The organism is Bombella sp. ESL0378, assembly GCF_009725845.1.
Classification (GTDB): domain Bacteria; phylum Pseudomonadota; class Alphaproteobacteria; order Acetobacterales; family Acetobacteraceae; genus Bombella; species Bombella pollinis.
On sequence record NZ_WNIF01000006.1, the window covers coordinates 79,489 to 94,503 of the forward strand.

Consider the following 15,015-nt stretch of genomic DNA (forward strand, 5'->3'; position numbering starts at 1 on the left):
TCTCCGCTCTTTTAATAGGGGGGAGCTGCTTTTGGGGAGCGGGGGTTGGGATGGCTCAGTCATCTCCTTTACCTCCTGCAATGGTGGCTAAAGAAAAACCTATAGGGCAGAATATTCATCTCCATTATAATATATATGTACGTGGCTATCATTTTGTAAATGTTGATGCTGATTATGTGCTTCACCCTTGGGGTTATGGCATACAGACGCATCTTTATAGCGTTGGCTTAGCGAGTTGGTTTTTTACAGTTAATTTACTCAGCACCGCGCAAGGTCATTTTAATGAAGCGGGCACACGGCCCTTGTCTTATGATAATCGCGGCTTCTCTCGCGGAGAAGAGCTGCATACACACATTGAGTTCGACCATACAGGCCCTCATGTCACGGTGCTTCAACCGCCGGAAACAGGGCGAGAGGCTATGCCAGAAGTAGAGTTCCGGCAGTCTGTGGATATGCTCAGCTATCTCATCGGGTTAGTCCATCACATGGATGTCCATCAGAGCTGTACTACGGGGCAATCCGTTTTTGATGGGATTCGTCTTTCTTACATGGATATGCACGGCCCCTTTAAAACAACACTCCCTAAAGACCATCACCCTTTCTATACCGGGGATGCGATGCGATGCGACTTTACGGGAAAGCAGATTGGCGGTTTTTCCATTGGGTCTCCCTTTAAGGATGCAAAAGCAACACCTCATCCCGGGTCTGTATGGTTTGTTCGGGACCCAAAAGCGGGGCTAATCCCAGTACGATTGCAATTCTCGCACCCTAAGATAGGGATGCTCTTGGTCGTCTTACAAACGCCCCCTTATTTATCGGCTGTTCCTGCTCAAGCAGCTCCAAAATAATGTTACGAGGTCATTTATGAGTTCCATCACCACTGCCATTATTTTGGCCGCCGGGATGGGGACGCGTATGAAGTCCCGCTACCCTAAAGCAATGCAACGCTTGGGAAACCGCCCTATGATTGGCCATTTACTAGAGACGGCCCAACATAGTGTTGACCAAATTATCGTTGTGGTCGGCCCGGGGATGGAGGAACTTACCCATTATGTTCAGCCGCATCAAACTGTTATTCAAGCCGAGCGGTTAGGGACGGGACATGCAGCGAAAATAGGCGTCTCTTCGCTGACAGAGGGGAAAGCTGTTATCCTCTATGCAGATAATCCCCTTCTCACAGAAGATACAATGCAACGTCTGTTAGAGGCTCATACGCACGATAACAAATTATCCCTTTTAGGTATGCGTCCGCACAATCCGGGGCATTATGGACGTATTATTGTGGACCAAAAGGGCATGGTCGAACGTATTGTTGAGTATAAAGATGCCACCGAGACAGAAAAACAGACGACCCTTTGTAATGCTGGGATGATGTGTGCCGATGTAAGTGACCTCAAGCGGTGGTTGGCGGAAATTACCCCTAATAATGCGCAAAATGAATATTATCTAACAGATATTGTCGCCCTTGCTGCGCGTGAAGGCCATGTGACATGCGTTGAAGGTGGGGAGGAGGAGCTTGCGGGTATTAATTCCCGCGCGGAATTAGCGCAAGCTGAAGCACGGCTCCAAGATAGATTGCGTTTTCGCGCTATGGAGCAGGGGGTTACGCTGATTGACCCTGCTAGTACTTTCCTCAGTATAGATACAAAGCTCGCCCCTGATGTCATCATTGAGCCACATGTTTTCATCGGCCCCGGCGTTACGCTGGAGGAAGGCTGTCTTATTCGTGCTTTTTCACATCTGGAGGGCTGTCACGTTAAAGCAAATGCAGTGATAGGGCCTTATGCCCGCCTACGACCGGGGACGCTTTGCCATGAAGAAACGCATGTTGGTAATTTTGTAGAGCTTAAAAATACGACTCTTGGAGCAGGCAGTAAGGTTAACCATCTCAGCTATTTGGGGGATAGTGAGGTCGGCACGCACAGCAATATCGGGGCCGGAAGCATTAGCTGTAATTATGATGGCGTCTTTAAACATAAAACGATGATTGGTGATGATTGTTTTATAGGCTCCAACAGCGTTATGGTGGCTCCTGTAAAGATAGAAGATGAGGCCATGACAGCTGCAGGCAGTATCATCACTCATGATGTCCCAGCGGGGGCTCTTGCCTTTGGGCGCGCACGTCAGGCAAATAAGCTGGAGCAAGGACGTGCCCTTCAGGCAGCGTTGAGGAAAAAGAAGGAGCGGGGCTGATGTGTGGTATCTGTGGTGTTGTTGGGCATCGTCCCGCTACCCCTATTGTTTTTGAAGGGCTACGCCGGCTGGAATATCGTGGTTATGATTCGGCTGGTATCGCAACGGTGGAACATGGGAAGCTCTCGCGGTGTCGTGCAGCAGGGAAGCTAGATAATTTAAAGCATGCGTTGGAGAAAACACCGCTCTCTGGCACAACAGGGATTGGCCATACCCGTTGGGCAACGCATGGTGCCCCTACAACACAGAATGCTCACCCTCATCATGCTGGACAAGTCACTATTGTCCATAATGGCATCATTGAGAACTTTGCAGCCCTTAAACAACGCTTAGAAACTAAGGGACGGAGCTTTGAGACAGAGACGGACTCAGAGGCTGTAGCGCATCTCTTAGATGATTATATTCAACAAGGATTATCCCCTAAAGATGCCGCCTTTGCGACCATCAAGCAGTTGCAGGGGGCTTACGCTATTGCCATGATTTTTGAGGGGCATGATAATTTGCTCATCGGTGCGCGGCATGGTGCTCCTTTAGCCGTTGGGTATGGGGAAGGAGAGATGTTCCTCGGCTCAGATAGTCTGGCCTTAGCTCCTTTATCCAATCAAATCAGCTATCTTGAAGATGGTGATTGGTGCGTCCTAACGCGTGATCATGTTGAAATCTTTGATGCACATGGCGATGTAGCTCATCGCCCTATCCAAACCACCTCCCTTACAACAGGGCAGATTGGCAAAGACGGTTATCGTCATTTTATGGAGAAGGAGCTGCATGAGCATCCAGTAGCGATTGGCCAGACCCTTCAGAGAATTACGGATTCTGTAACGCGGCGCATTGCTCTGCCGCCTATGCCTTTTGATGTTGCCACTTTGCCACGAGTAACTATTACTGCGTGTGGGTCTGCTTTTTACGCCGGTATGGTAGGGCGTTATTGGCTAGAGGAATTGGCACGCCTTCCCATTGATATTGATGTCGCCTCAGAGCTTCGCTACCGCAATCCGCCACAACCTAATCATGGTCTTGCATTGCTTATCTCGCAATCTGGCGAAACGGCCGATACGCTTGGGGTCTTGCGGGAGTTAAAAGCAGCGGGGCAGCATGTTGTCTCGGTTTTAAATGTAGAACATTCTACAATGGGACGCGAGAGCGATTTGGTTCTTGGCATGGTCGCTGGGCCGGAGATTTCTGTGGCCTCTACAAAGGCCTTCACAGCACAACTTTCCGTTCTTGCTGCTTTAACCATCGATTTTGCTCGTCAACGAGGCCTTATTGATGAGGCAAAAGAGCGTGAACTCACCGATAGTCTTTTAGACCTTCCTTCCCATGCGATGGAGGTTTTGGGGCTTTTTGACCAAATCCGTAGTATGGCGCGTGTTATTGCACAAGCGCGCGATATTTTATATTTGGGGCGCGGTATTTGTATGCCTATCGCGCAAGAAGGGGCGTTAAAGCTTAAAGAAATCAGCTATATCCATGCGGAAGCCTATGCGGCAGGGGAGTTAAAGCATGGGCCTATCAGCTTGATAGACCCTAGCGTCCCTGTGGTTGCGATTGCCCCCTCAACAATATTGTTTGAGAAGACACTCTCCAACCTGCAAGAAGCCCGTGCCCGTGGGGGGCGCATCCTTGTCTTTACGGATGCCAAAGGAGCGGAGCAATTAAAGGATATTGCAGAGCATATTATTATCTTACCGGATGTTAATGCCTTTGTAGCTCCCATCCTTTATACAATCCCCGTGCAGATTTTGGCATATGAGGTTGCTTTGTTGAAAGGGACGGATGTGGACCAACCGCGCAATCTAGCCAAATCTGTGACGGTGGAATAAAAGACACTCCCTTCTACCTTCTTTCATTAGAGAAGTGGGTAAGGGGAGGCGGGTTGCTTAATGATGATTTTCTGCGTAACCTTGCCGGGGTATTACGCTAGAGGAAGTAAGAGGGGATAAGTTATGGAAGTGGGGCTTGCTGAGGTTCTGCTGACGCTTGCCTTCCTGTTGGGTCTAATTAGCTTCATCCCCCCTCTTGCTAAGAAGATCAACTTACCGGAAACCGTTATTATCGCCTTATTGGGGATTGTCCTTGGCGGTGTTTCATCCCTTATCAATAGCTCAATGGGGTTGGACCTTTTAGAAGGCCCTGCAAGTGCTCTCTTATCTTTTCCTATAGATAGTGAAGGTTTTCTCCTCATATTTCTTCCCTTATTGGTCTTTAAGGGAGCAATGGGGATTAATGTCCGTAGCTTAACACATGAGATCGCGACAGTGTTGCTGCTCGCGATTGTCGCTGTGATTGTGTCTACAGCAACAATCGGTTTTGCACTTTATCCTTTTGCACAACAAACATTAGTAGCCTGCCTATTATTAGGTGCCATTGTCGCCACGACCGACCCTTCTGCCGTGGCAAGTATTTTCCGCGAGATTGGGGCCGCTGCACGGTTAAGCCGTTTGGTGGAGGGAGAAGCCCTTTTAAATGATGCCGCAGCTATTGCCATCTTTACCATTCTTGCAGGGGCCATCACGGCGCATCATGAAATAAGCTTTCGTGAAGCCGTTACTGATTTTTTAACCAATTTTGCTGGGGCTGTAATTATTGGCGTGGCCGTTGCCCGCTTAGCTTTGCTTATCATCACCGCGATTAGTGGTTTCCCAGCAGCAGAAATTACCCTTTCGGTCGTACTGCCTTACGGTGTTTATATTCTATGCGATAATATTTTGGGATTTTCGGGCGTGGTGGCCACCGCATCTGCTGGGCTAACCGTATCTGCGCTAGGGCCGTCCACATTCCGCCCTTTGACATGGAACTTTCTTAAAGAATTATGGGAACAGCTAGAGTTTTGGGCAAGTACGCTTGTCTTTATGCTAGCGGCGTTGCTCGTTCCCCGTATGATGATTGGTATCACACGCTGGGACCTTGTCCTCATCCTTATTGCAAGTCTAGCAGGGCTGTTAGCACGATCGGTTGTGATTTTCGGGATGCTTCCGATTTTGACAGTCACGCGTTTATCTCCGCCTGTTCCTACGCGCTTTAAGGTGACAATGGCATGGGGGGGACTACGCGGGGCCATTACGCTTGCCCTCGCGCTCGCTGTGAATGAAAACCCACATATCAATGATTCCATCACCCATTTTGTAGGGATTGTCGCTACGGGTTTCGTGCTTGTCACGCTGCTTGTAAATGGCACCACCCTGCGCTCTTTGGTGTTATTTCTCAAACTAGATCGTCTCTCACCGATTGATGAAGCTCTTAGAAATCAAATCATCGGGATTGGTCTTAGTCATGTTGCCCAACGGGTCTCTCATGTTTCTGATGAGCTAAGCTTTAGCTTCCGTACCCGCAGCGGGGTGATTAGCCGTCTGGAGCAACGTGCTGAAAAAGAAAAAGCCAGCAATAATTTTGAGACTGCTTTAAGTGATAGAGAGCGTGTGAATCTCGCCCTTTTGACTATTGCCAACCAAGAACGGTCCTTATTGTTGGATCTTTTTTGTGTCCAAGGCATGTCGAGCCGCCGTGTCATTGAGACGCTTTTGCGCGGGATAGAAGCCATTATCGATGCTACTCAATTAGAGGGACGATATGGGTATGTTAAAAGTCGGCGCAAAAGTCTCCAGCCTTCTTTACGCCTGCGCTTAGCACAGATGTTGCATAGGCGGTTTCATATTGACCGCCCTTTAACACTTTGCATGATGGAGCGTTTTGAGACGCTCATCATCTCGCATCTGGTTTCTACCTCTTTAATCCGCTTTGTGCGTGAGAGGATGGAGCCAACTTTGGGACGCCGTATTACGGAAATCGTCTCCGAAGTACTAGGCCGTCAACGTAAATTGCTGGAGGATGCGCTCGCAACCTTACGCCTGCATTATTCGGGTTATTCCGAAGCGTTGGAAAGCCGTCTATTACGGCAAATCGCCCTCCGTTTGGAGGATGAAGAATATGCAACACTTGCGAAAGATAATCTCATCTCAGAGGAGCTTCATCGTGAACTTCGCCGCTCGATTGAACGGCAAAGAACGCGCCTAGATACACCGTTGCGCTTTAACCTTCGCAGTGGGATTGAGCAGCGGTTAAGGATGTTCCAAGCTTTTAATGGCGTGCCAGATGGGGCTTTGCATGAGCTAGCTGCACGCGTCTTTATTTGCTTTCTATCCCCCGGTGAGGTGTTGATTCATAAAGGTGAGCGTATTCATACCATTTACGCACAAGTAGCAGGGCTTGTAGAATCAGCAACAAGTGTAGGAGATGCCCAAGAGGTCATGCTTGGGGCAGGAGACCTCATTGGGGCTAATAGCCATATCCAAGGGCTGCGGGCGCAAAATACTGTACGCTCCTTGCAATTCTCGCATTTACTGGCCATTCCTCAGGCTGATTTTGATAAGCTTTTACGCGCTTTCCCCATCGTGAAGCGGCAAATCATTAGGCGTCATGGGATGCGCCTAGACGGTACATTAGAGGCCAATGTCGTTATCACAAAAGAGGGGGAGACAATCTCCCCAGCGCATGAGGCGGGTTTCATCATTTCCCCTTCTGTAGAGAAGTCATAATCTCTGCGCTTTGGGGGAATCAGTAGGGAAGAGCCTTTGTGAAAGACGATTGGATGCTAATAGACCGAGTGTCGATAATAAGGCGGCACCGGAATGTAGCAGCCAGAAAAGGCTGTCAGGGATTTGATGCAACATAGCCGCCAACTTACCGACAAGCAGATTGCCTATGAAGATATGTAACGTAAAGCAGGAAATAAGCGTTGTATTATGTTGTGGGGGCGCGTACCGCGAGAAAAGGGCCATACCAATAGGAAAGGTCATCCCACAACCGATGTCATTAATGGTATGAAATGCCACACCCCACCAGAGGCTCACCTGATGCGCTCCCGGGTGGAGCCACTCTCCACAAATTAAAAAGAGAGGGCCTAATGTCGCGATAGCACTCCCGATGATAATCTTCATCATGTCGCGCACAATGCCATAGCGGTGGTCGTACCACTGCCAAAACCACAGAACAATAAACCCTGTTATCATGCTAATAACGCTATCTAAAGACACTAATGAGCTAACAGGGCATGTAACGCCCAATACTGTGAGTTGATAATGTTCTCCTCCCCATAGTAGATAGCCGTCCATGATCTCTTGGTTAGGAAGCACACCAAGAGCAAAAACCACTACAAGCCACATAAGGAAAAAGATGCGTTGTTTTTCTATTTTAGAGCAACGTGATTTTATAGGTATATGAGGAAAAGATACATTTTTTTGCTCATCTAAAGGCAGATAATGATGCCCCATAATATAGCATAGCAAGCCAATTATCATCGCACATGCTGTTGAAAGAAACGCCCAGTACCATGCAATCGTACCCAAAAAAGCACAGAGGAGGGGGGAGATTATCGCCATGATTTGGATACTTTGGCTATAGATTTGGTAAGCATCCGACCGGCGGCGGTCATCTAACTTATAGAGCGCGCCGACTTGGGCTTTCAAACTTCCTGAAAACCCAACCCCAATTAAAAACAGCCATAACGCGATGACAAAGAACGATTCTACTGCCATGAGGCAAAAGCTGAGGGTTAGTATAGTAATACCAATCACCCCGGAGCGTGTACGGCCTAAGCCGCGATCGGCAATAAAACTTCCTAAAAAGGGAGCAGCAAAAATAACGGCCATGATAAGCCCGGAGAGGCTTCCTGCCGTAGCGTCTACACCGTTTGGGTTATAAAAAGCTTGGTTAATGACTAAAAGAGAGCGCAGCCCAACAACATACTGCGTGCGCTCTGGATGTTGGAGCAGGTCTTTAAGATATAAGACCAATATAGAGAGCATGCCATATTGGGCAAAGGATAACCAACCTTCTGTCCCAAATAAAACCCATAACCCTTTAGGATGCCCCCATATTTCTGTCGAGGCAGGAGTGTGAGCATGAGAAGGAGGCGTAGATGTAGGGTTAGTCGTCATCCAACGCTTATAACAAGACTTTACCCAAAACGCACCTGGAGGCATGATCGAGCGGATGGAGAAAAATCACATAATATATATTATGCCAACTTATCTATGTTTCAATCTCTTTCCCATAGTCATGCAGGCCTTCATAAAGCTGAAACTTTTCACGGCTCAAATATCATCATCGTCATCATGATAAAAACGAGCGAAACGATGCCCCAAAGATGTTAATATCTCATACCCAATTGTCCCAGACTGCGCGGCAACTGTGGCTATATCCTGTTCTGGGCCAATTACGCTCAGCCAGCTGCCTTCTGCCAACTGCTCCTCTGGCACGGCTGTAACATCCACAGTTAGGCTATCCATAGAGACCCGGCCAATAATTGGTAATCGTATCCCTTTATACCATAAATGGCCTCCTCCCTCCGAGAAAGCACGGAACACACCATCAGCATAACCAATCCCTACAGTAGCAAGACGCATAGAATGAGTGGCGTGATAACTTAGCCCGTAGCCAACACCGGCTCCTTTTGATATTTTTCTTAATTGTAAGATTTGTGCTTCTAACTCTAAAACAGGATGAAGTGATGTATCCATTTCATTCGGTGGTAAACCATACAAAGCAACACCCGGGCGAACCAAATCAAAATGATAATCTGTTCCTAAGAAAATCCCTGATGAAGCCGCTAGAGAGCGTGGCACATGCGGGAAAGCAGCACTCATTTTTATAAAACGCTTACGTTGCTCCTCATTTGCTGGATGATCAAGATGATCGGCACAGGCCAGGTGGCTCATCACCAATATGGGCTTAAAGCCTTTTAAGGCCTCATTCTGTATATCCTCTTCTGCGAGGCCAAAACGAGACATTCCGGTATCGAACTGTAAAGCGGCTGGGTAATCCCTTTCTTTTCGTGAGCAGAAAGCACGCCACCCCCTCACCTGCTCCAGACTATTGAGAACCGGAATGAGGTTATAATCCGCCATAAGACCCGGACCATCAGGCAGGAAGCCATGTAACACAAAGATGCGCTTATTCGGTAGAATCTTCCTAAGAAGGCACCCTTCCTCTGGCTGGGCTACAAAAAAGCTTTTCACCTGCCCTGCTAAGGCCGTTGCAATTTTGTCCATACCCAGCCCATAGGCATCCGCCTTCACAACAGCTGCACAATCTGCCCCCACTGCGTAGCGTGAGAGCCTTGCATAATTCTTCCTAATGGCAGAAAGATCCACCTTTAGCCGTGCGCTTTTATGTTCGCAGAGCCCCCTCACACGCGGCCTCCTCATTTCCCATAGTGATGCTGAGATGATGCACAATCTTACAGAAAATGAAGCTGTTAGATATTATTTTCTCAAAAAACTGCTTATTTTATGTGGATTAGAAGGATATTTTCACGCTCCCATCGCCTCCATCATCACCTAAAATGTGTCCTCTTTGCAATTTTGTCGCTGAAAATTGTGACAGAAGCTTGAGGAGAAGCCCCTTTTTGTATTAGAGAGCAGGGCACAGATGCTGTTTGGCTATTTCGCTAAACGGCTTTGCCCTGTTTTATGGGTAAGATTTTTTGATTTCGCAGGGGCCTAAGATAGTTCAATCTGAAGGTCCAAACGGAGCTAGTCTAGGTTTGACCGAGGCCAACCAAAACACCAATCCCGCGCTCTCCATCACGCCGAGCCGTTCAGGAATCGAACGCCGCTATGGAGACTTCCCCAGCTTCCCTGCTGCTCTGGACTATGCAGCCCAGGGTAAGAGTGGCTTTAACATTTATTCTGGTCGCGGCACCCTGCTGGAGGTTTTGCCTTACAGTAAGCTACGCCAGCAAGCCCATGCTACAGCACGACGCTTGCTTGGTGCAGGACTGAAAGCGGGTGATAGAGTCGCTATTGTGGCTGAGAGCGATGGGGATTTTGCCCGTATCTTCTTCGGTTGCCAATATGCGGGCCTTGTTCCAGCACCGTTGCCTTTACCGGTCGCCTTCGGCGGAAAGGAAGGCTATATTGAGACCCTGCGCGGGATGATTACTAGCGCAGATGCGCGCGCTGTTATTGTTCCTGATGTGATTGGAGGCTGGACAGCTGATATTATTGAGGGCTTCCCTCTTGTTTTTGGTGGTTCCCCTGCTGAATTAATGACCCTTGAGGAAAGAGACATCCCTCTGCCGGAAATATCAGGTGATGGGTTGTCTTATCTTCAATTCTCCTCAGGAAGTACGCGCTTCCCTATGGGGATAAGTGTGACCCAAAAAGCTGGTATGGCTAATGCTCATGCTATCGCAAAATATGGGTTACAAGTTTACCCAAGTGATGATGTGCGTGATGACCGTTGCGTCTCGTGGTTGCCTCTCTATCATGATATGGGGCTTGTTGGCTTCTTTCTCACCCCGATGACATGCCAACTTTCGGTCGATTTACTGCCTACTCGTGAGTTTGCACGCCGCCCGAATGTTTGGTTGGAGTTGATTGCCCGTAACAAGGGTACGATGTCCTATAGCCCGTCTTTCGGTTATGAATTATGCGCACGCCGTGGCGCACGTGAGGATATAGACCTCTCCTCATGGCGTGTTGCGGGGATTGGCGGCGATATGATTCGCCCGCACATCATCCATAGCTTTGCAGAGACGTTTGAGAAAAGTGGCTTCGATAAGCGTGCTTTTGTTGCGAGCTACGGTATGGCTGAGACAACTCTCGCCATTAGCTTTGCTCCGCTCAATACGGGTCTTCGTGTTGATACGATTGACCTTGCCGCTATGGAGCGTGAGGATTTTGCTCGCCCCGCTCATGAAAGAACAGACACGGCGCGGGATTTCGTCTTATGTGGCGTTTGCTTGCCTGAGCATCAAATTGAGGTGCGTGACCCTGCCGGTAAGTCGCTCAAAGAACGTGAGGTTGGGACTGTCTTCGTCCGTGGGCCAAGTCTAATGTCCGGTTATTTCAACCGTCCTAAAGAGACAGAGGCCGTGCTTTCTCCAGATGGTTGGCTCAATACCGGTGATATTGGCTACATGCTGGATAGGCAGATTGTTATTACCGGCCGGGCGAAAGACCTCATCATCATCAATGCACGCAATATCTGGCCCCAAGATTTGGAATGGGCGGCTGAGCATGAGGTGAACTCCCTCCGCTCGCGTGATGTCGCAGTTTTCTCCGTTGATTCTGGTGAAGGCGAACAAGTTGTTGCATTGGTGCAATGTCGTTTCACGGATGAGGAGCCACGCACAACGCTGCGCAATGAGCTGGTCGGCCTTTTCCGCCGTATGCATGGCATTGATGTTAATGTTGTTCTCGTACCGCCGCGGTCTCTCCCACAGACCTCCTCTGGGAAGTTGACACGGGCACGGGCGCGGGCAATGTACCTCAACAAAGAATTTGAATAACCCTGCAAGGGCTATCTCCTCGCGAAGGAAGCTTCTATAATCGTCTTATCCTTCGCAGGCTATAAAGGGACAAAACATGACCGACAATGTTGCTGATATTTCTCAGATGATTCTCCAAAAATTGCTGGAGAACCCTAAAGTCCCGCGCGATATCACCGGGGATAGTCGCATCGTGGAGGATTTAGCCTTTGATAGCCTTGCTGTAATGAACTTCGTGATGGAAATTGAAGACACGCTTGATGTTTCCGTCCCGCTTGATAAATTGGCCGATATCCGCACGATTAACGATCTTGCTGGCTGCTTGCAGGCCATTAAGGCAGAACAAGCATGAGTGCAGGGTTATTTGATAAATACGCGACCTTACGGGGGAATTATGAATCCCTTATGGCCGCTAGCCCACGCAACCCTTTTGGGGTTGTTATTGAGCGTCCCCTCTCAGCAACAGTTGGCATTATAGAGGGGCGTGAAACCCTTTTATTTGGCACAAATAACTATCTTGGTCTCAGCCAGTCTAACGCAGCACGGGATGCGGCTATCCATGCCGCTCAGACAATGGGGGTCGGAACGACTGGTTCCCGTATTGCCAATGGGACTTTCGGCCTGCATCAAAAGCTAGAGCATGCTCTTGCCAAAGTCTTCCAGAGAAAACATGCTATGATTTTCTCGACAGGCTATCAGGCAAATTTGGGCACGATTTCGGCTCTTGTAAATAAAGATGATACGCTTTTCCTAGATGCAGATAGCCATGCCTCCATTTATGATGGGGCGCGTCTCTCTGGGGCGCAAATTATCCGTTTCCGCCATAATGACCCTGCTGACCTTGAGAAGCGCATCGCTCGGACAAGCAATAGCACAGGGGCTCGCCTCATCATTGCTGAGGGCATTTACTCCATGACGGGGAATATCGCCCCTTTAAAGGAGTTTGTTGAGGTCAAAAAACGCCACAACGTCCCCCTCCTCGTAGATGAGGCTCACTCCTTTGGTGTGCTTGGTGCGCATGGCCGTGGTGTTGCAGAGATGCAAAATTGCGAAGCGGACATAGACTTCATCGTGGGGACCTTCTCCAAATCTTTAGGAACGGTAGGCGGTTATTGCGTTACAAATCATGATGAGATTGACCTCATCCGGCTTTGCTCGCGGCCTTATATGTTTACAGCCTCCCTCCCCCCGGAGATTATTGCTGCCACCCTCGCCGCTTTAGAGGAAATCGAAACAAAACCTGAGTTGCGTGAGAAGCTGCAAAAGAACGCTGCACGGTTGCATGAGGGCTTTAAGTCTGTTGGGTTGAATACCAGCAACTTCATCTCTCCTGTCATCGCTGTGACGTTGGAGGATATACCGCAAGCTCTCGCCTTCTGGAATGCGCTGCTGGCTGCGGGTGTTTATGTAAACCTCTCACTTCCCCCAGCAACGCCTGATAATCGTCCATTGTTGCGTTGCTCTGTCATGGCAGCACATTCTTTTGATGAAATTGACCGCGCTGTAGAGACATTTGGTACAATCGCTAAAGAACTACAGGTCGCTTAAAATATTCCCCCCTCTTTAATTAAGAGGGGGGATTTTTATACTTACTTTGTCGTTTTCAGAAAATGTCTAGCACGCCATAAGAAGAAAGGCAGAGTTAAGATAGGGTGCTTGCGCTCAAAAGTGGAAACATGCACCTGCTTACCGGTATGACGTTGTATCTTCCATAGTAGATAAGAAACGCCGTCCTTAAAGGTAAAAGCCGCTTTAATAAGGCGACTGAGATTAAGAGGGCGACCATAAGCAGCAATTTTTTGCCAGTTTTTGGCAGCTTTCTTCCGAGATGACGCTGTCAGATAAGGGCGCAGCGTTTCATTATTCGTTTGATAACTCAAACCTGCCTGTTGCCACGACGCTTTTAAAAGAGCTTCATATCGCTCCTCGCGCCCTTTAAGCAACTTATGGCCACGCCCTTTTTTCTCTACTCGCAGCTCTGCGGCATAAGTATGAGCAAAGAGAGTACGCCAATAATCTATTGCTTCCCCTTCTTTTGGCCCAAGGAGAGCCGCCCAGCATGATGCGGTTATCAAGCATTGCCGCAATGCGTGCAAAATGCGATCAGCCGCACGGCCATTGCGTACCCAAACTAAACGCACAGGCTGACAAAAGCGCGCCCAAATGGTCGTATCAAGGCTAAAAAGCGTCCCTCTCCTTAAAAATTGCTCTTGAGAGAGAACAGCAACCTTAGCACGTAAGGTTGCGGCTTCAGTTTGATGCTCCATATAATAAACATTAGGCGGTAGAACTCGATTAGCGAACCGAGCGAAAGGATTGCCGCTTAAACTTGCTGGTTTCTCCGTAATAACATAAAAATCTAAAATCCCTGTCGGGTCCACTTCCCGCAGGAGAGAGCCGTAAAATAATATCCCTAAAGGAGGCTCCCCCATTTTATATGCGATGGCCTCAGCAAATTGTGCAATCTCGTGCGGGACAGGCGTTGTTAACTCTTGGATGAGGGTTTTATCAATAAAATCAGACATGTAAAAACCGGAAACTCGGCCCCTCTTCTAACATGATTTGCTTATTGGAGGACGCAGGAAATACCTCTCCATCTAAGACAAAATCACTATCTGTCTCCAAGATCATCTTCTGAGCAATCATGCTACTATAATCTTCATGCGACCATAACCAGTTAGGAACATGCCCTCTCAAAAGGTGAAAAAACGCCGCAGGAAGACGCTTGGGAAAGGCATGAACATCTAGAAAATGAAAGCCTTTCCGATTGGAACCAGTATTCCAAAACGGCCAAATACCATAGGATAACTTTTCTAAGGCGGTTGCCATATAAAGAAAACTATAACCTTCTCTTTGCTCCTTTAAATCATCCCCCTCGGCATGCCATGACAAAACATTCCCACTCAGCCATGACTGACGGCTACTCCGCCATAAAAGGCTCGCCACACTGCTAAATAATGTGAAAAATACGGCTAAATCATGAGGAGCAAATCTCAATACCGTTGGAGAATGGGCAATACGCACAGCGCGTGCATAACCAGTACAGCCACCAAACATCCCCAATACGGAGGGCATATCCTGCCCCGGCCAAGATAATTTTATGGGAGCGCGCACGCTACTTTTTAAGCTTTCAGGCTGTAAAATACGATCAACGGCCGCCTCACCACGCAGCCCAAAACCAACATCACCAGCAATGAGGTTCGTATTACCAGAGGGCAGCACTGCGACAGCCGGCAAAGGTGAGCCGCGATATGTGTTAGCGATGGCCGTAAGGGAGGCACTCACAGTGCCATCCCCACCATCAATAGCAATAAAATTAACGCCTTTCTTCTTCAACACTGCCAAATGGGCAGGGAGATGACTATCATTAAGTGTGGCAATGCAAAACTCTCCCATCTTCTGGCGCGCCATGCGCATAAAGCGACCGTTATCTTGTATATTTCTACGGCTATTGGGATTGTGAATGAGGGCAGCTTGTACGTTTTTCATGAATCTCTACATTTTATCCATCACATACCCGCCCAGAAACAAGAAGCCATGTTGTTTCCCAA

Annotated in this window: 11 protein-coding genes; 7 read left to right on the plus strand and 4 right to left on the minus strand. The window is 48.5% G+C overall.

Annotation, left to right across the window (positions count from 1 at the left end; translation table 11 throughout):
* Nucleotides 1-50: 50 nt before the first annotated feature.
* The 4 genes from GM556_RS03895 (at nucleotide 51) to GM556_RS03910 (ending at nucleotide 6,728) form a co-directional block, all read left to right on the plus strand.
* A complete protein-coding gene (locus tag GM556_RS03895; RefSeq protein WP_196424768.1) occupies nucleotides 51-848 on the plus strand; it encodes a DUF3108 domain-containing protein in 798 nt (265 codons plus the stop codon).
* A 16-nt stretch (nucleotides 849-864) separates the two neighbouring features.
* A complete protein-coding gene (glmU, locus tag GM556_RS03900) occupies nucleotides 865-2,193 on the plus strand; it encodes a bifunctional UDP-N-acetylglucosamine diphosphorylase/glucosamine-1-phosphate N-acetyltransferase GlmU (protein ID WP_155579334.1) in 1,329 nt (442 codons plus the stop codon).
* Nucleotides 2,193-4,016 (plus strand): glutamine--fructose-6-phosphate transaminase (isomerizing), encoded by a 1,824-nt coding sequence (gene glmS, locus GM556_RS03905; RefSeq protein WP_155579335.1) that lies wholly within the window; start codon nucleotides 2,193-2,195, stop codon nucleotides 4,014-4,016. The genes glmU and glmS overlap by 1 nt, the downstream gene beginning before the upstream one ends.
* A gap of 123 nt (nucleotides 4,017-4,139) precedes the next feature.
* Nucleotides 4,140-6,728 (plus strand): cation:proton antiporter, encoded by a 2,589-nt coding sequence (locus tag GM556_RS03910; protein WP_155573198.1) that lies wholly within the window; start codon nucleotides 4,140-4,142, stop codon nucleotides 6,726-6,728.
* Here the strand turns inward: GM556_RS03910 and GM556_RS03915 are convergent.
* Nucleotides 6,723-8,129, minus strand: a complete 1,407-nt coding sequence (locus tag GM556_RS03915) for a peptide MFS transporter (protein ID WP_196424769.1) — start codon at nucleotides 8,127-8,129, stop codon at nucleotides 6,723-6,725. The two genes, GM556_RS03910 and GM556_RS03915, sit on opposite strands and share 6 nt — an antisense overlap.
* A 156-nt stretch (nucleotides 8,130-8,285) precedes the next feature.
* Nucleotides 8,286-9,383 (minus strand): alanine racemase, encoded by a 1,098-nt coding sequence (gene alr / locus GM556_RS03920; protein WP_370513581.1) that lies wholly within the window; start codon nucleotides 9,381-9,383, stop codon nucleotides 8,286-8,288.
* A gap of 353 nt (nucleotides 9,384-9,736) precedes the next feature.
* Between alr and GM556_RS03925 the strand changes: the two genes are divergently transcribed.
* The 3 genes from GM556_RS03925 (at nucleotide 9,737) to spt (ending at nucleotide 13,012) form a co-directional block, all read left to right on the plus strand.
* Nucleotides 9,737-11,485, plus strand: coding sequence for a fatty acyl-AMP ligase (locus GM556_RS03925; protein ID WP_155579338.1), 1,749 nt, complete (start codon nucleotides 9,737-9,739; stop codon nucleotides 11,483-11,485).
* Nucleotides 11,486-11,561: 76 nt separating this feature from the next.
* Complete coding sequence (locus GM556_RS03930; RefSeq protein ID WP_155573202.1) at nucleotides 11,562-11,816, plus strand: acyl carrier protein; 255 nt, start codon at nucleotides 11,562-11,564, stop codon at nucleotides 11,814-11,816.
* Nucleotides 11,813-13,012: a serine palmitoyltransferase gene (gene spt / locus GM556_RS03935; protein ID WP_155573203.1), complete on the plus strand. Its 1,200-nt coding sequence runs from the start codon at nucleotides 11,813-11,815 to the stop codon at nucleotides 13,010-13,012. The genes GM556_RS03930 and spt overlap by 4 nt, the downstream gene beginning before the upstream one ends.
* Before the next feature lie 41 nt (nucleotides 13,013-13,053).
* On the opposite strand, the gene GM556_RS03940 is transcribed toward spt, so the two are convergent.
* Nucleotides 13,054-13,989 carry a hypothetical protein gene (locus GM556_RS03940; RefSeq protein ID WP_155579339.1) on the minus strand — a complete coding sequence of 312 codons (936 nt, stop codon included), beginning with the start codon at nucleotides 13,987-13,989 and terminating at the stop codon, nucleotides 13,054-13,056.
* On the minus strand, nucleotides 13,982-14,953 hold the full coding sequence (locus tag GM556_RS03945) for a diacylglycerol kinase family protein (protein ID WP_155573205.1): 972 nt from the start codon (nucleotides 14,951-14,953) through the stop codon (nucleotides 13,982-13,984). Before GM556_RS03945 ends, GM556_RS03940 begins: the two co-directional genes overlap by 8 nt.
* Nucleotides 14,954-15,015 lie beyond the last annotated feature (62 nt).

What these genes read in the sequence shown, in the direction of transcription:
- GM556_RS03940 (WP_155579339.1), bottom strand. Translation starts at nt 13,989, where the DNA reads ATGTCTGATTTTATTGATAAAACCCTCATCCAAGAGTTAACAACGCCT.
- glmU (WP_155579334.1), top strand. Translation starts at nt 865, where the DNA reads ATGAGTTCCATCACCACTGCCATTATTTTGGCCGCCGGGATGGGGACG.
- spt (WP_155573203.1), top strand. Translation starts at nt 11,813, where the DNA reads ATGAGTGCAGGGTTATTTGATAAATACGCGACCTTACGGGGGAATTAT.
- GM556_RS03945 (WP_155573205.1), bottom strand. Translation starts at nt 14,953, where the DNA reads ATGAAAAACGTACAAGCTGCCCTCATTCACAATCCCAATAGCCGTAGA.
- GM556_RS03930 (WP_155573202.1), top strand. Translation starts at nt 11,562, where the DNA reads ATGACCGACAATGTTGCTGATATTTCTCAGATGATTCTCCAAAAATTG.
- GM556_RS03895 (WP_196424768.1), top strand. Translation starts at nt 51, where the DNA reads ATGGCTCAGTCATCTCCTTTACCTCCTGCAATGGTGGCTAAAGAAAAA.
- GM556_RS03910 (WP_155573198.1), top strand. Translation starts at nt 4,140, where the DNA reads ATGGAAGTGGGGCTTGCTGAGGTTCTGCTGACGCTTGCCTTCCTGTTG.
- glmS (WP_155579335.1), top strand. Translation starts at nt 2,193, where the DNA reads ATGTGTGGTATCTGTGGTGTTGTTGGGCATCGTCCCGCTACCCCTATT.
- GM556_RS03915 (WP_196424769.1), bottom strand. Translation starts at nt 8,129, where the DNA reads ATGACGACTAACCCTACATCTACGCCTCCTTCTCATGCTCACACTCCT.